Raw genomic sequence first — 20,615 nt, 5'->3', positions numbered from 1 at the left:
CAAACTCACACTACCACAATTCGCTAATTTCCTTTTTTACGAAGGAAAGTGCAGTAGTTGAAGGGGAGGTTTTTTCCATAGTTTCATTTAGAATATCCTCGCGAAGTTTATCAGCTGTATCAGATTCGCTCATAGCCGCTTTACGAATCATTTGAACGGTAGCATTCTTTGCAGCTTTAATAATATTCCAACAATCATCCGTCATATATATCTGTTGGGAGAGATTATGATCAAATTCAGTTTCTATACTTTTTGTCAATAAACTTTCATATGCATCCTTATCCTGACTTGTAGGAGCAACGCGTACCACCAAACTGGGAATGGAAATACGCTCTAGAAATAAAGCCATACGTTCATAAGCTTGTAAACGCACCGGTAGCGTATCTTTTTGGGAATCTTTATGTAAAAGGTATCGCCTTCGGCCCTCTTCATTATTCGTATGCATCCTAAAAAAATAAAAAGCGATGGCTCCGGTTACGATAGAAGGTAATAAATAGGCAAAAAGTTGAAAAATTTGGTCTGAAGTCATTTTTGATAATTTAACTTTATTAGTTTGATATTATGACTCTTAAACGACCGATTTTTTCTATTAGTATACTGGTTGATCGACGAAATACGTTTTAATTCTTTGCATCCTCTTTTGCAATAGCGTAGAAAGTTTTATAGTCCGGATGAATTTCTATTTGAATTCCTTCCTTAAATCCACCATCCAATCCTTGGGCATTTATTCGGTTGCCCTCCACACCAAAATCTTTGATAAGCACTTGTGCAACAGAAGCCGCTTGGTCAAGGGCAACTTCCAATTCACCTGTCATACTCAAACCGGATACGGTAACTGTCGATTTTGGATTGGCCTTGATTATTTTTGAAACATTTTCCAGCCAAATTTTTGCGGATTCCTGAACTGTAGTTCCTAAACCATCGGCGAAATAGAAATCCAATTTTTCGGATATTACGACTTTACCATTGCTCACTTGAACTTTAGCATTTTCTCCTAAACTCTGTTTTGCATTGGTCAAAACCACAATTGCCGTAGAGTCATTACTAGCAACGGCATCTACAATACCTTTCAATTGAGCCTCCTTTCGCTCCAATGTGGCCAAGGTTTTGTTTATATTTTCTGAATTTTGACTGGAGAGTGCGGCAAAACTATTCAGGTTTTTTAGCAAAGTAGCATTGGCTGCCTGTAGTTCGGATACCTGTGATTGTAATTCCTCCGCCTTTATCATACTAATTTTCTCATTAGATTCTGCTGTGGAAACCAAGCGTTTAATCGAATCTAATTGAAATTTTAATTCTTGGTTTTGAGAAATCAATTCACTTTTCTTTTGCGCCAAAACTGGATTCATGGCACAAAAAATAACAATAAAAAGGGGTAAAATTCTCTTCATTTGTTTTAGCATTTTATTTTCCGCCAAGATACGAACAGTCTTTTAATTCTTGAACTCCGTTGAAATTTACTTTTGGCTTATTGTATCCGTAGGTGTACGCAAGACTTTTGTTCAGTTCATTATCATCTAAGTTCACCTGTATGTCATCCATTGTAAATTGGCAGGGATGTTCATATCCTGCGGCATGTGTTATTTCTAAAAATTCTTTTCTGAATGTTTTGAAATATTGGGCTAAACGGTCCGACTTTAGCGGTATGTCAATTCCGTTTTGCAGCCATTTACTTTGGGTGGCAATACCCGTGGGGCATCTGTTGGTGTGACAAACTTGGGCTTGAATACATCCAATACTCATCATTGCTTCTCTCGCTACGTTAATACAATCAACTCCCATGGCAAAAGCCATAGCCGCCCTGGCAGGAAAACCCAATTTTCCGCTACCTATAAATATAATTCGTTCAGTAAGTTTACGTTCCAAGAATATTTGGAAAAGGCTTGAAAACCCATAGACCCATGGCAAGGAAACATGATCTGCAAAAGAAGGTGGAGCAGCACCTGTACCACCCTCGCCGCCGTCCACGGTAATGAAATCCGGTCCTTTACCTGTTTTTAACATCATGTTCGCCAGTTCTTCCCACTGATCCAATTTACCAATAGCTCCTTTTATACCTACAGGCAGTCCCGTTTCTTCAGCTATTTGCTCTATTAAATTCATGAGTTCTGGAACCGATGAAAAGGCCTTGTGTGTTGCGGGTGAAAGCACATCTTTACCCACTTCAACCCCTCTAATTGCTGCAAGTTCGGGGGTTATTTTGGCACCTGGGAGTACACCGCCCTTTCCTGGTTTCGCTCCTTGGGAGAGTTTTATTTCAATGGCTTTAATGGATGGATTATCGGCTACTAATTTTTTAAGTTTTTCAATTGAAAAATTTCCGTCAGGTGTTCTTACGCCAAAATACCCAGTTCCAAAGTGAAATATTACATTACCACCTTGTTGGTGATAGGGGGATAAACCACCTTCCCCCGTATTATGATAAGCTCCGCATTTTTTCACTCCCATATTCATAGCTTCTACGGCAGCAGCCGATAAAGAGCCAAAACTCATTGCCGAGATATTGATTATACTGGCTGGTCTAAAAGGTTTTTTTCTTTTATTATATGCGCCCATAATCTTTGCACAGGGCATGAAGGTAGGGTCAAGGTCATTAGGATGACCGTCAGGAACCTTGAAGGCCATCATACTGTTTTTTATAAAAACATGTTGATGGGCATAAATATCACGATCGGTACCAAAACCTTCATAGTTGTTTTCTTTTTTTGCCGAAGCATAAATCCATCCACGTTCAATTCTGTTGAAGGGGAGTTCCTCGCGATTGTTGGCCACAAAATACTGTCGCATTTCCGGACCAATACTTTCCAACCAATATCTCAGATGTCCTACAATAGGATAGTTATGTTTTATGGTGTGCTTCTTTTGGATGAAAATGTCCCAAATTGCCACTAGGGTTAGAACGATAAGTATCCACCCCCACCACGGGAATAGGGTCAGCAATAAAAATAGATAGGCCATTAACTATTAACCTTTTGGTTTATTTTCCAGTCTTGGGGTTTTGTCGCTATTTAAGTAATCTAAACTCATTGCAGTGAGTGTTTTAACACCGAGCAATAAACCGCTGTCATCAATCCTAAAATCTGGTGTATGATGCGGAAATGATTCCGTATTACCCGGAGTCATTCCACCTAAAAAGAAGAAAAATCCAGGAACTTTTTCCTGATAGAACGAAAAATCCTCGGCACCGGTGATGGCTTTTGTTACGACGACATTTTCCTTTCCTGCAACTGCTTCCATCGTAGGTAGCATTTGAGTGACCAATTCGGGATTGTTATAGGTAATGGCCGTACCGGAGGCAATTTCTGTAGTCGCCTCACCTCGATAAGCCTCGGCTATGGATTTTACCATTTCCTTCATTCTTCGATTCAATTGCTTTTGCATATCATAGTCCAACGTTCTAATGGTACCCACTATTTCGGCACTTTCTGGTATGATATTGTTCCGAACCCCTGAGGTAATTTTACCCACTGTAATCACTGCAGCTTCATTGGTAAGGTTCATTTCCCTACTTATAATGGTCTGTAGGCCATCAATAATTTTTGCACTGATCATAATGGGATCAACACCCGACCATGGCTGGGAGCCATGACTTTGTTTTCCTTTTACGTTGATAACAAATCGCTGTGCCGCCGCCATGGTTCCACCGGACTTATATCGAATCATACCCACTGGTGTCTGTGAATTTATATGTAAACCAAAAATGGCATCCACATCCGGATTCTCCAAAACACCTTCTTTTATCATTAAGGCCGCACCACCTTCTTCCCCCGGAGGTGCTCCTTCCTCAGCGGGTTGAAAAACAAACTTAACGGTACCCTTTATTTTGTCTTTATTTTTAGATAGAATTTCCGCGACGCCCATGAGTATTGCAATATGCGTGTCATGCCCACAAGCATGCATCACCCCAACTTCGTTACCTAAATACTCAGATTTCACATTACTCTTAAAGGCAAGGTCATTTCTTTCCGTTACCGGTAGTGCATCTATATCCGCACGTAAAGCAATAACCTTTCCAAGTTTTTTACCTTTTAATACTCCAACGACACCGGTATGTGCAACACCCGTTTCAATTTCTATTCCTAAACTTGTTAAATGTTCGGCAATTTTTTCCGCCGTTTTAAATTCCCTATTGGATAGTTCCGGGTTCTCATGGAAATACCTTCTCCATTCAATCACTTTATCTTCAATGGCGCTGAAATCTTTTTCCATGGAGTTTTGAGCCGTAGCTATTATTCCACAGAGTATTAAGGCAATTATTCCTAGTTTTTTCATATTGTTCGTTTAAAATTTAATAAGTCTATAATTATTGTCCTGTAATTGAATTAAAGCGGTCATTGCACTTAAGGATAATTGTACCCCATCCAATAACTCCTCTTTTGGAAAACCTCTTGAAGCAGAGGATTGACCACAAAAAATAATATCTGCATTTGCTGCCATGAGCGCCTTTATCAATTCTGCGTTGGGATTATTGGTCCCAAACTTTGTTTTATAGGCATCGGAGGTTATGACATCTTTTGAGGCCTTATTGTGAACAACCAATGCTATTTTTAATTGCTCTAAAGGAATACCGTTTTGGGCATGCATGTTCAAAAATCGAGCGGCTGTTTCTATGCTCGGGTTTACCTGGTCTACATCCTCGGGCGAGTTCATGATATCAAAAACAGCTTTGAACGTCTTTTGGATATCTACCTCGTAATCCGCATTGTCTATTTGAAAGACCGCACCATATTTTTCTATTATTGGTCCGCTTTCTTTTTTTTGAGCAGATACACTTTGAAACGTTATTAGTATGAGCGAAAGAAATCCAGCAATTTTTATACTTTTTATCATAGAGTAATTGTTGATTTGCTAAAGATATTTAAAATGAAACAAACGTCTTGGAACAATGTTTATAATTCTAAAAAACATCTTTTCAGGTATCGTCTAATTATGGCTAAATTCACACTCTAAAAATTGTAATACATTGAGTTCTTTTATAGATGAGTTGAATGACGCCCAAAAGGCACCCGTTTTGCACAAAGACGGACCTTTAATGGTAATTGCTGGAGCAGGTTCGGGCAAGACCCGTGTACTTACTTACAGAATAGCATATTTAATGGAGCAGGGGGTAGACGCCTTTAATATATTGGCATTAACTTTTACCAATAAGGCCGCCCGTGAAATGAAGAAGCGTATTTCCGATATTGTTGGTGTTTCCGAAACCAAGAATTTGTGGATGGGTACGTTTCACTCTGTTTTTGCTAAATTATTGCGATTTGACGGGGATAAGCTTGGATATCCCAGCAACTTTACCATCTATGATACCCAGGATTCCCAACGTTTAATTTCTTCCATTATTAAGGAAATGGGACTGGATAAGGATATCTATAAGTACAAACAGGTACAAAATCGTATCTCTTCCTTTAAGAATAGTTTGATAACGGTCAAAGCCTATTTCAATAACCCAGAACTTATGGAAGCCGATGCTATGGCAAAAAGGCCTCGAATCGGGGATATCTACCAGAATTACGTTGATCGTTGCTTTAAGGCCGGCGCTATGGATTTCGACGATTTGCTTTTAAGAACAAACGAATTGCTAACGAGGTTCCCGGATGTTCTTTTAAAGTATCAAGATCGTTTCAGATATATTCTGGTAGATGAGTATCAGGATACCAATCATTCCCAGTATTTGATAGTAAGGGCTCTTGCGGACCGATTTCAGAATATTTGTGTTGTTGGTGATGATGCTCAAAGTATTTATTCTTTTAGGGGAGCCAATATCAGTAACATTCTAAATTTCCAACGCGACTATGACAATGTCGGTATGTATCGCTTGGAGCAAAACTATAGATCTACCAAGAATATTGTCAACGCTGCCAATTCTATTATTGCGAAGAATAAAAACCAATTAGAAAAGAATGTTTGGACGGACAATGACGACGGAGGAGTTATTAAAATACACCGAAGTATAACGGATGCGGAAGAAGGCCGGTATGTTGCCAATTCCATTTGGGATAATAAAATGCAGAATCAAATGTCAAATGGGGAATTTGCGGTGCTCTATCGCACTAATTCCCAGTCCAGGGCCATTGAGGATGCATTGAGAAAAAGGGATATTCCTTATAGAATATACGGGGGACTCTCTTTTTATCAAAGAAAGGAAATTAAGGATGTTCTGTCCTATTTAAGGTTGATAATTAACCCTAAAGATGAGGAAGCCTTAAAACGCGTGATTAATTTCCCTGCAAGGGGAATTGGTCAAACCACGGTGGACAAATTAGTGGTAGCTGCAAACCATTATGGGAGATCTATGTTCGAGGTAATGGAAAATATCTCTAAAATAGATTTAAAGATAAATTCTGGTACCAAAAGGAAATTGGAAGATTTTGTGACCATGATCAAAAGTTTTCAAATTATGAACGAAGGCACCGATGCATTTAGTTTGTCGGAGCAAGTAGCGAAAAAGACCGGACTTTTGTTGGAGTTTAAAAAAGATGGCACACCAGAGGGTATTGCCCGAATGGAAAATATAGAGGAGTTGCTCAACGGTATTAAGGACTTTGTTGAAGGTCAAAAGGAGATTGCCGATGCCACTGGAGACTTAAGTGAATTTCTTGAAGATGTGGCCCTTGCCACGGATTTAGATAAGGATACTGGAGACGATGACCGTGTAGCCCTAATGACCATCCACTTGGCAAAAGGGTTGGAGTTTCCTTACGTATACATTGTAGGTATGGAGGAGGATTTATTTCCTTCAGGAATGAGCATGAACACTAGAAGCGAATTGGAGGAGGAGCGAAGGCTTTTTTATGTGGCACTGACAAGAGCGGAAAAGCAGGCCTATTTAACGTATACCCAGAATCGATATCGTTGGGGTAAATTAATAGATGCGGAACCAAGTAGATTTTTAGAGGAAATCGACGAAAAATATGTTGAGAACTTAACTCCTTTGGATGGTGGCTATCGCTATAAATCCATGATAGATGCCGATATTTTCGGGGAAGTGGATAAAAGCAAGTTACGCCAAACGAAACCCAAACAAGGTACACCGCCAAGTATTGATAGGCCCAACCTAAACCAATTAAAGAAACTTAGAAAAATAAAACCAGAATTGTCTCAACCCGTGGGGAATACAAATACCATTGATCCCAGTTTAACCGAAGGGTCATTGGTTAACCATACCAGGTTTGGTCGAGGGGAAGTCCTTAAAATTGAAGGAGTTGGTAACGACAGAAAAGCGGAAATTAAATTTGATCAAGGGGATGTGAAAAAACTACTGCTCAGGTTTGCCAAATTAGAGGTCCTTTAAGGCTTATGTCCATTTATTGATTATATTGATTCAAAAAATGAAGGTATGTTAAAATATAGATTCACCATTTTACTATTTTCCTTTTCCCTATTAGTAGGCTCATGCCAGAGTTCTGCGGATATGGAAGATCAAGAAGTTGTAGTCCAGAATGAAAATATACCTCCTGTAACAGAGGATGTTTTTGCCTCAGATTATTGGGATGATGCCGAACTCGTGTGGAGTGACGAGTTTGATGGAACGACGCTTTCCGAAGAGAATTGGAAATTTGAAACGGGTAATAACGGTTGGGGAAATAATGAACTACAAAATTATTTGGACAATGGCAATGTGGAGGTCAGTAGCGGAACTTTAAAAATTATTGCAAAAAAAGAAAGTGTTGAAGGAAGTAACTATACCTCTGCCAGACTCAATAGTATAAAGGAATTTACATTTGGTAAAATCGAAATTAGGGCTAAAATACCAGATGATAAGGGTAAAGGGATATGGCCTGCGTTGTGGATGTTGGGAAATGATATTAATAATGTCGGGTGGCCTGCCTGTGGGGAAATTGACATTATGGAATATGTTAGTTTTAGTCCAAATGAAGTTCACTTTACTGTTCACAGTGAGGCAAACAACCACGTAAAGGGAACCCAGATAACTTCAGGTCCGGTACCATTAGAAACTATAGAGGAAGAGTTTCATACCTATGGCGTTTTATGGACGGATAAATACATGAAATTTTATATCGATTCAGAAGACAATATTAAACTTAACTTTTTGAGACCCTCTATTTCCAATTCTGATAATTGGCCATTTTCCAAACCTTTTTATTTTCTGATGAATATAGCAGTGGGTGGAAATTGGGGCGGATTAGAAGGAGTTGACGACACAATATTCCCAGCTATAATGGAGGTTGATTATGTTCGGGTCTATCAAAAATAGCATAGGCAAATGGCAGAACTCATTAGGATATATGAAGAAAACCCGAACCCTAGGGAAATAAACAAAGTGGTTCAAGTCCTTAGAAAGGGCGGTCTAGTAATTTATCCTACGGATACTGTATATGGATTAGGATGCGATATTACCAATTCCAGAGCTCTGGAAAAAATTGCCAGAATTAAAGGTATAAAATTGGCTAAGGCCAATTGGTCGTTTATTTGCGCAGATTTAAGTAATCTGTCAGATTATGCGAGACAAATAGATACCGCCACCTTTAAAATTCTTAAAAGGGCCTTACCAGGGCCTTATACTTTTATCCTTCCTGGGAACAATAACCTGCCAAAAGATTTTAAGAAGAAAAAAACAGTTGGAATACGTGTACCCAATAATAACATTGCCAGAACGCTTGTTGAGGCTTTGGGTAATCCCATTGTTTCCACTTCAATTCGCGATGACGATGATGTATTGGAATATACTACTGACCCTGAACTGATTTACGAAAAATGGGATAATTTGGTAGATATTGTTATCGATGGGGGGTATGGAGGAAATGTGGCTTCGACCATTATTGATTTATCCACTGGTTTTCCTCAGGTGATTCGGGAAGGAAAAGGGGATGTTGATATCATTTAGGTGGAACAGAAATATTGATTCTATAAAAAAAGCGGCCCTAGAGCCGCTTTTAATTTTATGATTTACCTAGAAATTATCTACCTCCATTGATTGAAGGGTCTTTCATTCCTTCTTCGATCATGCTATAAAACTGATCGATTTTTGGAAGTACGACAATTCTTGTTCTTCTATTTTTAGATTTTTCTGTTTGGGATACAGGAACATATTCCGATCTACCCGCTGCAGTCATACGTTTAGGATCTACGTTGAAATCATTTTGTAAAATTCGAACTACCGCAGTCGCACGTTTAACACTTAAATCCCAGTTATCTAATAATATACCATTTCCTCTATATGGAACGTCATCCGTGTGGCCTTCTACCATAAATTCAAAATCAGGTTTGTTGTTCACAACTTTGGCAACTTTACCCAACACTTCTTTAGCTCTGCTGGTAACATTGTAGCTACCACTGCTGAACAATAACTTGTCGGAAATCGATACGAAGACAACACCTTTTTCAACACTAATTTCAATATCCTCATCATCCAAATTACCCAATACACCTTTTAAGCTCTGAACCAAAGAAAGGTTTACGGAGTCTCTTCTAGTGATAGCATCATTAAGTTTACGGATGGTTAAATCTTTTTCTTGAAGACTTTCTAAAGACTTCTCTAAGTTTTCCGCTCCTTTAGTAGTCAAAGTCGTCAGATTACCCATATTATTGATCAACTCTTGGTTATTTGCCTTTAAAAAAGCATTTTGATCTTCAAGTGTTGAAAGTCTAGAATCAGCAGTTGCCTTTTCTTCCAAACAGTCATTCAACTTAACCGTTGCTGAGTTTAATAAATCTTGGGTCTCTTTCTGTTTTGCCTCTAAATCAGCATATTTCTTCTGCGAAACACATGAAGACAATAAAAGCGTTACTCCGAGACAGCCTAAAATGATTTTTTTCATAATTGTTTAACTATATTAATGTTTGTTATTTACTTGTTCATTTAAACGGAACCAAAATTATAGTTTTTGAGAATCGTTTATAGGGGTACTTAGTTAATCTTTTACTAAAATGTTAAAATTCTTTACTCCATTTACGAAGTAAGACCATACTATGGATTTTACAATATAGTACTTTAATATAAATTTAGCTTTTTCCCGTTTCCTATACATTTTCCTAAATTGACGGTAAAAGCTTAGGTGAGCCCTTAAAATGGCCCAACAGTGCCTAAACCGAAATTGCAGAATAAATCGCAATGCCGCTATTCCATCCAAAAGTAACCTAACAATTATAATCAAAAAAGCTTTTCGCCTTGGAAGATTTTTTGTGATGGAGAAAAGGGAGTTTCTAAAATTGAGATAGGTTTTTTTGGGGTTCATGTTGCTCAGTGTGGAACCACCGAGATGAAATACTTTTGATGCCCCTACATAATAAACTTTATAGCCCTGATTCTTGGCTCTCCAGCAAAAATCGACCTCCTCTTGATGTGCAAAATAATCCGCATCGAATCCATTAAGCTCCCTAAATACTTCTGATCGAACAAACATGCAAGCCCCCGTGGCCCAAAATATCTCAATAGAGTCTTCATATTGACCCTGATCTCTTTCAAGACTTTGAAAAATTCGACCTCTACAAAAAGGGTAACCCAATTGATCTATAAAACCTCCAGCGGCACCAGCATATTCAAAATGGTCTTTTTTCAACAAATCCAATATCTTGGGTTGTACGATGGCAGCTTCGGAATGTTCCAAAAAGAAGTTTATGATGGGTTTCAGCCATCCTTGTGTAACCTCGACATCCGAATTTAACAAACAAAAGACATCGGCGGTTACAGATTCCAAAGCCTCATTGTAACCTCTTGCAAACCCACCATTGGTAGAATTCTGAATGATGTTGATATTTGGATAGTGGAGTTTTAGAAAATCGACGGATCCATCTGTAGATGCATTATCGGCCACAAAAATATCCGCAAGACCTTCGGAAAATTTAATGACCGAAGGTAGGTAGCGCTCTAAGAGGACTTCCCCGTTCCAATTGAGTATGACAATGGCAATTTTCAAAACGAATGCAAATTAACGGCTAAATTCAGGAATCTCCCTTAAAAACTTATATTTTTCCTCGCTGTAAAGCATTTGGCAATAGAAATGTTGTATGCCATTGGTTACCATTAAATAGGTCGCATCAAGGTTAAAATTGTATCGGGCTATTTGGTCAAATGTAGTTTGTGAAATATTTATTTGTGGTGCTTTACATTCAACGAGTAGTTCAATGCTCCCATCCGGATTATATACAACTACATCATATCTTTTCTTTAATCCATGGAGAACAATCTGTTTCTCTACGTTAATTAGACTTGTAGGATAATTTTTATCGGTGGTAAGGAATTTAAGCACGTGTTGACGAACCCATTCTTCAGGTGTGAGGACTATAAATTTTTTGCGAATTATGTCAAAAATTAGCGTCGTATTTTGACTATTTTTGAACCTAAAGGTATACCTGGGAAAATTTAGGGCCTGCATGTTACAAATTTGATGAATTTTTCTGAATGGATGAAGTACTAGAAATTGTTAACGAAATAAAGAAGGGAAATATAAAGCCTATTTATTTTCTGTTTGGGGAAGAGGCCTTCTTTATTGACAAAATAGCTTCTTATATAGGCGAGAAGGTGCTCAGCGAGGAAGAAAAGGGATTCAATCAAATGGTGCTTTATGGCAAGGATGCAACTATTGATGAAATCGTTAGCCATGCCAAACGTTTTCCAATGATGGCGGAAAAACAGGTCGTAATCGTTAAAGAAGCACAACATTTGTCCAGAACTATTGAAAACTTGAACGGATATGCAGAGAACCCTCAACCAACAACGGTACTGGTCTTTTGCTATAAGTACAAGAAATTGGATAAAAGAAAGGCGTTATACAAGAGTATTAAAAAGAACGGTGTTGTTTTCGAAAGTAAAAAATTATATGAAAATCAAGTTTCCGATTGGTTGAGAAAGACCCTCGTCTCAAGTGGTTTTACTATTTCACATAAGGCCGCAATTATGTTAGTAGAATATTTGGGGACGGATTTAGGGAGAATAAATAATGAGCTGGAAAAATTAAAACTTGCCATACCTGAAAAAAAGGAGATTACCCCAGAAGATATAGAACAACATATAGGAATTAGTAAGGATTATAATAATTTTGAGTTGAAAAAAGCTATCGGAGAACGAAATATCCTTAAGGCAACTAAAATAGTTACCTATTTTTCCCAGAACCCTAAGGATAACCCTTTTGTACTTACTATTTCTTTACTTCACAGTTTCTTTACCCAATTACTTCAATATCATGGTCTTAATGACCATTCGCCAAAGCATGTAGCCAGTGTTCTTAAAATTAACCCGTATTTCGTAGGCGAGTACCAGACCGCGGCCAAAAATTTTCCTATGAAAAGGGTGAGCCAAATTATTGGCAATCTAAGAGAGTTAGACCTTAAGGGAAAGGGGGTTAACGCTTCCAGTGTAAATAATGAAGACCTACTAAAGGAACTTCTATATAAGATTCTTTAGCCTAAATTATTTCTTGTCAATACTGAATTTTCCCGGACCAACTAGGGCGATTGTTATGAAAGCTACAAGGTACAGTAGCGCAATTTCCTTATCTCCAAATGGATCGGTAGCATGGGCTATAAAAGCTGCCACCGCCATAGTAATAGCAGTAGGAATAGCAGCAAATTTTGTTTTAAAACCAACTATTATTAAGATAGGACAAATAAACTCTCCAATAACGGCGAGAAATAAAGAAGGTGCGGCACCAATCCCAATGGGGTCTCCAAATTCGAAATTTCCGGCAATCAACCTTTGAAATTTACCATACCCATGAGTCAACATCATGGCAGAAGTAGCAATTCTGAAAAAGGCAAGTCCAATATCTTTCATCAGGGGAATTTTTATTATTAATTGTTAAGTTCCTATAAATGTAGAGATTTTATTTTTCACGTAAAAGAATTTCCAAATTGCTTATTAATGTATCGGAATTCTCCTTGTTAAAATATAGTGGAGGTTTAATCTTAAGTACATTATCATGTGGACCATCCGTACCAATTAAGATGTGTCTTTGCCTTAAACCGTTTTTTAAATACTGTGCTTTCTTTCTATCGGGTCTTTTTTTATGGTCTAGAATTTCCACTCCAAGAAATAGCCCTTCGCCTCGTACATCTGAAATTTCTGGATATCTTCTCCCCAATTCTTTTAATTGGTTTTTAAGATAATTTCCTGTTTCCTTTGCTTTTTTAGATAACTCTTCCTCCTCGATAACTTCTAAAACTGCTTTACCAATTGCGCATGACACAGGGTTACCCCCAAAAGAACTAAAAAACTCAGGGCCGTTCTCAAAACTTTGGGCTATTTCCTTAGTGGTTATAACAGCACCAATAGGGTGGCCATTGCCCATAGGTTTACCTAGAATTACAATATCCGGTATAACTCCATACATTTCATACCCCCAAAAGAAATCTCCTAGTCTACCGAACCCAACTTGTACTTCGTCACTAATACAAACCCCTCCTTGTTTTCTTATTGCGGGGTAAATATTCTTTAAATAATTTTTTGGTAATGGCACCTGTCCACCACACCCTATAATAGGCTCCGCTATAAAAGTGCCAATTTCATTTTGATTCAAACTTATATCGGATAGTGTTTTTTCAATAAAATATTTGGAGGCCTCTTCCTCTGAGTTGTGTCCCGATTCAAATATCTTTGGTATGGGAGTTTGTATCACATACTCTTTCTTTCCAGGTCCGCCCTTATGATTGTATTTATAATGGCTTACGTTGATTCCCATTCGCGTGTTTCCATGGTAACCATGTTCCATGACCATAACCTTGCTCTTATTTGTATGCGTTTGTGCTAACCGAAGCGCCAAATCACTTGCAGCACTACCGGAATTCACATAAAATACTTTGTTTAAAGAAGGCGGAAATTTAGAAAGTAATTGCTCGCTATAGGTGAACAATTCATCATATAGGTAGCGGGTATTCGTATTTAATTTTGCCATGCTGATTTGTCCTGCTTTGACGACTTTTGGATGGCAATGCCCGACCAGCATAATATTATTATAGGCATCCAAAAAAGTATTCCCGGCTTGGTCATACATATATTGGAATGCCGATTGCTTCATGTAGATGGGTTCTTCATAACTTAGGCTTAAGGAACTACTGATGAATTTTCGACGTAATTCAAGTTGTTGATTCAATACCTTTTTATTGCCAGGTTCAAATCCGGCCGCGCTCCTAAAGGCATACTTGGCTTTCACTGGATTGATAGTTAGCCATTTGTAAAGTAAATCCCACGCGGGTTTTTCGCTAACTGTGATATATGAGGAATCGGGATTTTGTTGTTTAGCGAAAGCAGAATTACATACGCTTGTACACAGTCTTCCAGCAATAAGGTAATAGAGTACATCTAACTCTAACTCTTCTAAAGGCAGTATGGAATTATATGCTTTTATTACTTCTTTGGCATAATCCAGCGGGTTTTCCTTTTCCATAATAAAATAGGTGAGGGCCACTGCCAGTTCATTTATTAGCCAAGAATGGCACATATCTCCAAAATCTATGATTCCCGAAATGGTATTATTCTGGGTCAATATATTCCAATCATTACCATCATTGTGAATAACACCTTTTCTTAGCAGGTCTTGTACTGGAATAACCTGCTCTTTAAACTGCATTAAAAAATAATTCACCAAGCTACGATCTTGGGTGTTTTGGATTCGGTTTGTGTAGATTTCATTTTTGTGTAACCACTGGAGGTCCCAATTCGTTTGCTTACTAATAATTGCTGTATCGTAAATTGGTAGAGTAACCAAATCCATTTGGGCCAAAAAAAGACCCAATTTGTAACCTAAATCTTTAGCGCAATCAACTTCTGCTAAAAACTTTCCTTCTAAAAAGGATAGCAATCTGTAAATATGGCCTTGATCTTCAACCCATGGCTGGCCATTGATAGTTTTAATTGGGAGAGGAAAAGTATAGGGTTTCAGAGATTTTAGGCACTCCAAAACTTTGTTCTCCCCATTTAGTAGGGCCTTATTAGGCTCATTTAAATTGTATATTTTTAGAACAAAGCAATCATTGCCACTTTCAATCTTGTAATTCTTACTTTCATATCCTTCCATTTTACAAATGGAGGGATTCGATAAATCATAGTAACGATTGAGTATTCCAGCAATATTTTTGGGGTTGGGTTCCATTCCTTATTTTCTAATTATTTTACAAATGGAATTTAAATAAACAAGATACTAAAGAATCGTTATTTTAGTAGTGAATAGGCTTAGAATGGCATATTAAACACCTAAAAATCGTAAAAAGGATTAATGATATGGTAAGGAAGTAGTTTCAAAATTAATGTAAAGGCGGAAAATCTTGTGGATTGGCCTCGTTCATAATAGCGTAAACTTTTTCGAAAATGTCCTCTACATTAGGCTTGGAAAAATAATCACCGTCGCTGCCATAGGCTGGTCTGTGGGCCTGTGCCGTTAGTGTTTGAGGGGCACTATCCAAATACTTATACCCCCCTTGTTTCTCAATGATCTCCGTTAACAGGTAGGATGAACAACCCCCAGGCACATCTTCGTCTATAACTAATAGTCGATTTGTCTTTTTTACACTTTTAACGGTATCTCCATTGATGTCAAAAGGCAATAGCGTTTGAGCATCGACTACCTCTGCATCAATTCCTACTTCTAAAAGTTCCTTAGCTGCTTGTTCTACTATACGCAATGTAGAACCATAAGAAAGCAAGGTGATATCCTCACCTTCCTTTATAGTTTCAACAACACCTATCGGAGTACAGTATTCTCCAAGATTGGTCGGTTTGTCTTCTTTTAATCGGTATCCGTTTAAACTTTCAATAATTAGCGCGGGTTCGTCACTTTTCATTAAAGTGTTGTAAAAACCTGCTGCTTGGGTCATATTTCTAGGCGCCAAAATATAAATACCTCTAAGAACATGTATCAATCCGCCCATTTCCGATCCTGAATGCCAAATACCCTCTAAGCGATGACCTCGCGTTCGAATAATTAGGGGAGCTTTTTGTTTTCCAAAGGTTCTATAAAGAAGGCTTGCCAAATCATCTGTTAATGTAGCTAGGGCGTAGAAAATATAGTCTAAGTATTGAATTTCAGCTATAGGGCGAAGGCCTCTTAGTGCCATACCGATTCCCTGCCCAATTATCGTGGTCTCCCTAATCCCAGTATCCGCTATTCTAGTTTCACCGTATTTGGCCTGTAAACCTTCCAATCCTTGATTCACATCACCTATAGCTCCAGTGTCCTCACCGAATACCAGTGCATTTGGATATTTTTCAAATAATTTATCAAAATTGTCACGAAGAAGCACTCGACCGTCGATTTTTTCCCCTTTGGATGCGTTATATGTGGGTGGTATAGGCTTAATATTAGTAGCCCTATTTTCATTTTCACTGTACAAATGGGAACTGAATTTGGGTTGTGATTCCGATAGGAAATCAGTTAACCATTGGCCCAAGGCTTTTCTTTCATTGGAATTTTCCCCTATTAGGTATCGCAATGACTTTCTTGCCGCTATGGCCAAATCTTTTTTTACAGGTTCATCTACAGCGATTAAATCATTTTTCAATTTCGAAAGAAAATTCTTGTTTGCGCTTTTTTTTGCTGCTTCATTTATAAGTTGAACCAGCTGCTTTTTTTGGGATAGATGTTCATGAAGATATTCTGTCCATGCTTCCTTTTTGGCCTCTCTTACCGTCCTTTTAATTTGTTTTTCTACACTGGACAATTCTTCTTCGTCCGCAATACCCGATTCCAATATCCATTCCCTAAATCTTTTGTTACAATCATTGTCCCTTTCCCAAGCCAAACGTTCGTCATCCTTGTATCTTTCATGTGATCCCGAGGTGGAGTGACCTTGAGGTTGTGTAAGTTCGGTAACGTGAATAATAACTGGAACGTGATCCTGTCTAGCAATATCGGCAGCATTTTCATAGGTGTGCATTAATGCTGTATAGTCCCATCCTTTAACCTTTAGAATTTCGACACCTTGGTTAGTATCATCCCTCTGAAATCCGGAAAGTACTTTAGATATATCTTCTTTTGTGGTATGGTATTTTGCAGGCACGGATATTCCATATTCGTCATCCCAAATACTCAAAACCATAGGAACTTGCAAAACACCTGCAGCATTTATGGTTTCCCAGAACATACCTTCACTGGTACTGGCATTACCTATGGTGCCCCAGGCTACTTCATTTCCATTGTTTGAAAATTTGGAGCTATCAATATCCTTAAGTTCTCTATAAACCTTGGATGCTTGGGCCAGTCCAAGCAATCTTGGCATTTGCCCGGCAGTACACGAAATATCGGAACTACTATTCTTTTGTTTTGTTAAATCCTTCCAGCTGCCATCATCATTTAAACTATATGTAACAAAATGTCCACCCATTTGCCTACCGGCACTCATAGGTTCTTTTTCTAAATCGGTTGTAGCATAAAGTCCGTGAAAAAAATCCTTTGGTTTTAATTGGCCAATCGCCATCATAAAGGTTTGATCTCTGTAGTAACCACTTCTGAAATCTCCGTTTTGAAAGGATTTTGCCAAGGCAAGCTGTGGTAATTCTTTGCCATCACCGAAAATTCCGAATTTGGCCTTACCCGTAAGTACTTCTTTTCTTCCTAGTAGACTACAGGTTCTACTTAAAAATGCAATTTTATAATCACTAATAATTTGATCTTTAAAATCTTCAAATGATATATCATTGCTTGTTTTGGAAGAAACGTCCATTTATTTTTTAAATTTTCACAAAAATACCGAATTGAAATCGTTTTAGCAATCTCGATTTTGCTTTAACCGTTGCGAAAATCATATTTCAAATTGATTATTTTGTGAAATTCATATTATTTATTGATTTAAGAAGGGGTGAATTGAAAATACTGAAATCAAAACCACTTTCTTGTGAACAGTCCGGTTAAGGTTTTAGGACTTACCGTAATTATAAAACGTATTTTCTCACCATAATCTGGCTGAGAAATTTCCCACCCATTATTAGAATACAAAGGAAAGTACAGTTCAAAATAGTCCGTTACCAGATTTAGTCTAATCCCTGAATCAAAGACAAACTTTTCCTTGAAACCGTTATTTTTCACCAAACCAGCATCGCCATATAATTCTATCCATCTCCATACGTTGAAACTCGTATTAACGGTGGTCATCCAATTGTCTGAAAAGCGATATCGCTCATCTAAAAAGGATTTAAAACCACCTTCGGCAATAATGATTTGCTGACTATAAATTCCGGTATCCTCGGATCGGCCTAAGTAGCTATAATCAAAGAGGTAATCCGTTGGTCTGTCCAATGCAAAACTGAAGAAATTCGAAGTGGTATTGTTGCTGAGAAACTTACCGGCAAAAAACCTAAAATTAAATTGTCGATTGTTCTCGAACAATTTTCTGTATTCATACTCAAATGAAAGCTTGCTGAACTTTCCTGCAAGTTGAAAGTCCAAAAACCAAGAATTATAATCTAAAATACCATTATCACGGTTAAGGTACCTCGCATTAAAAACACTATAATCAGGATTTTCTGGATTGTTGGCCAAATCGCTTAAACTTTCGTCAAAATCCCTGAAAATATTGACAAACCTAAAAGATAGAACCTGCCTTTTATTGGAAATTAAATTCTCTGGCCGCCATCCAAAACTTATTGCTGGAGTTATGGATGTATACCTTGAATTTACATTAAAATGTGAAGTAGAACCTCCCAGGGAATAATTGGCCACATAGAGACCACTTTTACTTAAATATTTACGGTAGCTAAACTTTCCATAGCCCACAAATGCCTTCTCCCTAAAAGAGTAGGAGGGAGCAAAGTCGTAAACAAAGGGTCTTTCCAATAAGGTTTTGTTGTATAATCTTAATCCGGGAACCCAACCATCATAAACATTGAAATTAACAACGGGAACATAGAATACTTGATTGTAGTACGGATTTTCGGAATCCTTGAAAAAAGTGAACTTTAATTTTTTATTGCTCGATAGAAATCCCTTTAGCGACTTCCAATTGTCTCTTTGGTTAAATTCGGGAATTTTTTGGTCGTAATTTAAAACCAGTTTATCCTCATTATTGTTTGGTACCGAAAAGGTTTCCAGGGTTTTGATATCCTTAAACCAATATTTAGAGACTAAAGTATCATTTCTTAGGCCGAACATGCTAATCGGGACATTGGTACCTTCTTTGTTTTTAATGGTTACATTCAGCGAATCCCGGGTTTTGTCTACCTTTTTTATTTTAAAATCTATTCTCCTGTCGGTAGAAACATATTCTCTAAAGAACCAATTGATATCCTTTTCCGTTGAGCGCTTTAGTATGGATTCAAAGTCTAAAATTTTGACCTTATTGAGCTGGTAATACTTGAAGAAAGTTTTTATACTCTCATCTACTTTTTCTTTACCAATATAATCGGCCAGGTAAGCTAGGCCAAGACCAGCCTTATATTTATTGGCTATTTTCTGGTTGAATTTTATTAAAGAATCATTGGGGGTGATTAGGGCTTGATCTAAATTTTTTCTAGCGGTCAGGTTGTAGAGAAAGGGATACTGTTCATTAAATTCCATTTTTGCTAGATTGAAACTTCGAATTCCCCAAATTTTCGATAGATTCCCTAATAACTTCTGATCTGGATAAAACTCTTCTACATATTCTATCATCAAATAATTTGCAATGGCACTATTTAACCATTGTTCCTTTCTAGGGTCCAAAAACACTGTCTCTCTTAGGATACTGTTCAGTGCAGTTTTTAGAAACTTCATTTCAAATTGAAACTGCTGGTCATAAGGTCGAATAAATGAGGGTAACTGGTTTATTCCATAAATAGGGTCTTTATTATAGTCTATTTCACTGACCAATAGTTTATCATGCGGATACTTGCCCAAATTTCTATCAATGAAATCGGTAATCCTATTTATGGAGATACCTTGGGCAATTTGATCATATCTCGGAGACGAAATATTGGACACCACCTTCATTTGTGGAGTAATATGAGTTGTAAACAGATTTTGGGAGGAAATAATTAGCTCTGCACTTTTTTGATTTTCAGCAACCAATTCTACCCTTTGGCTATTACTCATTTGGGCTTTTTTATTTTCCTTAAAATTGGAATTTAGAAAAACACCTTTAGGGTAGGTAAAGTCAATGGTAGTCTTTGTAATACGCGTATAGAGGTCTTCCAGGTTTTTATTTGAATATAGATGCCATTTACCATCATATACTGCAGGAGTTAAATACCAATCTTTTAAATAGTAATTGCCCTTTCCATCGAACCCGTAAGGCGTGTATTTATTTGGAGGAAGTTTAACTTTGTAAGTGATAATTATTTTAACGGATTCTCGAGGAGCCAAACCCTTGTTCAATCGGACTTTGAGGATGTCGTCATCCTCAGTTCTTTCCCATTCCAAGCCTTCATAGTTGCCATCTACAGCACTAATAATAGTGGTGTATCCCCTTTCGTTCTTTTTGGCCAAATGAAGACTTTTCTTGAATTCTTGGGCAAATCTTTTGGCAAGTCCCGTATTTTTATTGGAATAGGCATGTGCCCAATCATTGAAATAAACTAAACCCAATGTGTAATTGGAATCGTTGTAGTAATTAAACTCTTGTTTAATATCCAACTCATGGTTAAACTGATTTAGTTTTACGGTGAGGTTGGTTTCATATTGGGCATAGGTAACCCAGTTTACTATGGAAAATAGTAAAATTAAAAGTTGATTCTTAAGACGTTGGGGGTGCTTCAA

At 37.6% G+C, this 20,615-nt stretch carries 16 protein-coding genes; 4 read left to right on the top strand and 12 right to left on the bottom strand.

Going from position 1 to position 20,615, the window contains the following annotated elements:
- Positions 1–10: 10 nt before the first annotated feature.
- The 5 genes from PP182_RS13010 to PP182_RS12990 form a co-directional block, all read right to left on the bottom strand.
- Positions 11–529: a DUF7935 family protein gene (locus PP182_RS13010; protein ID WP_272651698.1), complete on the bottom strand. Its 519-nt coding sequence runs from the start codon at positions 527–529 to the stop codon at positions 11–13.
- A 91-nt stretch (positions 530–620) separates the two neighbouring features.
- Positions 621–1,391 (bottom strand): hypothetical protein, encoded by a 771-nt coding sequence (locus PP182_RS13005; protein ID WP_272651697.1) that lies wholly within the window; start codon positions 1,389–1,391, stop codon positions 621–623.
- A 13-nt stretch (positions 1,392–1,404) separates the two neighbouring features.
- Complete coding sequence (locus PP182_RS13000) at positions 1,405–2,958, bottom strand: FMN-binding glutamate synthase family protein (RefSeq protein ID WP_272651696.1); 1,554 nt, start codon at positions 2,956–2,958, stop codon at positions 1,405–1,407.
- A 6-nt stretch (positions 2,959–2,964) separates the two neighbouring features.
- On the bottom strand, positions 2,965–4,272 hold the full coding sequence (locus tag PP182_RS12995) for an amidohydrolase (protein WP_272651695.1): 1,308 nt from the start codon (positions 4,270–4,272) through the stop codon (positions 2,965–2,967).
- 9 nt (positions 4,273–4,281) lie between these two features.
- Complete coding sequence (locus PP182_RS12990) at positions 4,282–4,830, bottom strand: DsrE family protein (RefSeq protein ID WP_272651694.1); 549 nt, start codon at positions 4,828–4,830, stop codon at positions 4,282–4,284.
- A 133-nt stretch (positions 4,831–4,963) separates the two neighbouring features.
- On the opposite strand from PP182_RS12990, the gene PP182_RS12985 reads away from it, so the two are divergent.
- From PP182_RS12985 to PP182_RS12975, 3 genes are read left to right on the top strand one after another with little or no spacing between them, the layout of a single operon-like run.
- Positions 4,964–7,288 (top strand): ATP-dependent helicase, encoded by a 2,325-nt coding sequence (locus PP182_RS12985; RefSeq protein ID WP_272651693.1) that lies wholly within the window; start codon positions 4,964–4,966, stop codon positions 7,286–7,288.
- 45 nt (positions 7,289–7,333) lie between these two features.
- Positions 7,334–8,212, top strand: a complete 879-nt coding sequence (locus PP182_RS12980) for a glycoside hydrolase family 16 protein (RefSeq protein WP_272651692.1) — start codon at positions 7,334–7,336, stop codon at positions 8,210–8,212.
- 9 nt (positions 8,213–8,221) lie between these two features.
- The gene (locus tag PP182_RS12975) at positions 8,222–8,842 is read left to right on the top strand and encodes an L-threonylcarbamoyladenylate synthase (RefSeq protein WP_272651691.1); all 621 of its coding nucleotides are present in this window, start codon (positions 8,222–8,224) and stop codon (positions 8,840–8,842) included.
- A 73-nt stretch (positions 8,843–8,915) separates the two neighbouring features.
- Here PP182_RS12975 and PP182_RS12970 read toward each other — a convergent pair whose 3' ends face one another.
- From PP182_RS12970 to PP182_RS12960, 3 genes are all read right to left on the bottom strand, one after another.
- Positions 8,916–9,776 (bottom strand): OmpA family protein, encoded by an 861-nt coding sequence (locus tag PP182_RS12970; protein ID WP_272651690.1) that lies wholly within the window; start codon positions 9,774–9,776, stop codon positions 8,916–8,918.
- 93 nt (positions 9,777–9,869) lie between these two features.
- Positions 9,870–10,874, bottom strand: a complete 1,005-nt coding sequence (locus PP182_RS12965; protein ID WP_272651689.1) for a glycosyltransferase family 2 protein — start codon at positions 10,872–10,874, stop codon at positions 9,870–9,872.
- 12 nt (positions 10,875–10,886) lie between these two features.
- Complete coding sequence (locus tag PP182_RS12960; protein WP_272651688.1) at positions 10,887–11,333, bottom strand: type I restriction enzyme HsdR N-terminal domain-containing protein; 447 nt, start codon at positions 11,331–11,333, stop codon at positions 10,887–10,889.
- Positions 11,334–11,359: 26 nt separating this feature from the next.
- Between PP182_RS12960 and holA the strand changes: the two genes are divergently transcribed.
- Positions 11,360–12,361: a DNA polymerase III subunit delta gene (holA, locus tag PP182_RS12955; RefSeq protein ID WP_272651687.1), complete on the top strand. Its 1,002-nt coding sequence runs from the start codon at positions 11,360–11,362 to the stop codon at positions 12,359–12,361.
- A 6-nt stretch (positions 12,362–12,367) separates the two neighbouring features.
- On the opposite strand, the gene PP182_RS12950 is transcribed toward holA, so the two are convergent.
- The 4 genes from PP182_RS12950 to PP182_RS12935 all read right to left on the bottom strand — a co-directional run bounded on the left by PP182_RS12950 (position 12,368) and on the right by PP182_RS12935 (position 20,615).
- The gene (locus tag PP182_RS12950) at positions 12,368–12,730 is read right to left on the bottom strand and encodes a DoxX family protein (RefSeq protein WP_272651686.1); all 363 of its coding nucleotides are present in this window, start codon (positions 12,728–12,730) and stop codon (positions 12,368–12,370) included.
- A gap of 49 nt (positions 12,731–12,779) precedes the next feature.
- Positions 12,780–15,044 (bottom strand): aminotransferase class III-fold pyridoxal phosphate-dependent enzyme, encoded by a 2,265-nt coding sequence (locus PP182_RS12945; RefSeq protein ID WP_272651685.1) that lies wholly within the window; start codon positions 15,042–15,044, stop codon positions 12,780–12,782.
- Between the two features lie 151 nt (positions 15,045–15,195).
- The gene (locus tag PP182_RS12940; RefSeq protein ID WP_272651684.1) at positions 15,196–17,610 is read right to left on the bottom strand and encodes an alpha-ketoacid dehydrogenase subunit alpha/beta; all 2,415 of its coding nucleotides are present in this window, start codon (positions 17,608–17,610) and stop codon (positions 15,196–15,198) included.
- A gap of 155 nt (positions 17,611–17,765) precedes the next feature.
- The gene (locus PP182_RS12935) at positions 17,766–20,615 is read right to left on the bottom strand and encodes a metalloprotease (RefSeq protein ID WP_272651683.1); all 2,850 of its coding nucleotides are present in this window, start codon (positions 20,613–20,615) and stop codon (positions 17,766–17,768) included.

Source organism: Maribacter sp. PR1, assembly GCF_028464145.1.
Classification (GTDB): Bacteria; Bacteroidota; Bacteroidia; order Flavobacteriales; family Flavobacteriaceae; genus Maribacter.
Note: the sequence above shows the minus strand (reverse complement) of the source record. Positions and strands in the feature narration are given on the sequence as shown.

Bases quoted from the DNA above. Each gene is read 5' to 3' on its own strand.
- PP182_RS13010 (WP_272651698.1), bottom strand. From the start codon at position 529: ATGACTTCAGACCAAATTTTTCAACTTTTTGCCTATTTATTACCTTCT.
- PP182_RS13005 (WP_272651697.1), bottom strand. From the start codon at position 1,391: ATGAAGAGAATTTTACCCCTTTTTATTGTTATTTTTTGTGCCATGAAT.
- PP182_RS13000 (WP_272651696.1), bottom strand. From the start codon at position 2,958: ATGGCCTATCTATTTTTATTGCTGACCCTATTCCCGTGGTGGGGGTGG.
- PP182_RS12995 (WP_272651695.1), bottom strand. From the start codon at position 4,272: ATGAAAAAACTAGGAATAATTGCCTTAATACTCTGTGGAATAATAGCT.
- PP182_RS12990 (WP_272651694.1), bottom strand. From the start codon at position 4,830: ATGATAAAAAGTATAAAAATTGCTGGATTTCTTTCGCTCATACTAATA.
- PP182_RS12980 (WP_272651692.1), top strand. From the start codon at position 7,334: ATGTTAAAATATAGATTCACCATTTTACTATTTTCCTTTTCCCTATTA.
- PP182_RS12975 (WP_272651691.1), top strand. From the start codon at position 8,222: ATGGCAGAACTCATTAGGATATATGAAGAAAACCCGAACCCTAGGGAA.
- PP182_RS12970 (WP_272651690.1), bottom strand. From the start codon at position 9,776: ATGAAAAAAATCATTTTAGGCTGTCTCGGAGTAACGCTTTTATTGTCT.
- PP182_RS12960 (WP_272651688.1), bottom strand. From the start codon at position 11,333: ATGCAGGCCCTAAATTTTCCCAGGTATACCTTTAGGTTCAAAAATAGT.
- holA (WP_272651687.1), top strand. From the start codon at position 11,360: ATGGATGAAGTACTAGAAATTGTTAACGAAATAAAGAAGGGAAATATA.
- PP182_RS12950 (WP_272651686.1), bottom strand. From the start codon at position 12,730: ATGAAAGATATTGGACTTGCCTTTTTCAGAATTGCTACTTCTGCCATG.
- PP182_RS12945 (WP_272651685.1), bottom strand. From the start codon at position 15,044: ATGGAACCCAACCCCAAAAATATTGCTGGAATACTCAATCGTTACTAT.
- PP182_RS12940 (WP_272651684.1), bottom strand. From the start codon at position 17,610: ATGGACGTTTCTTCCAAAACAAGCAATGATATATCATTTGAAGATTTT.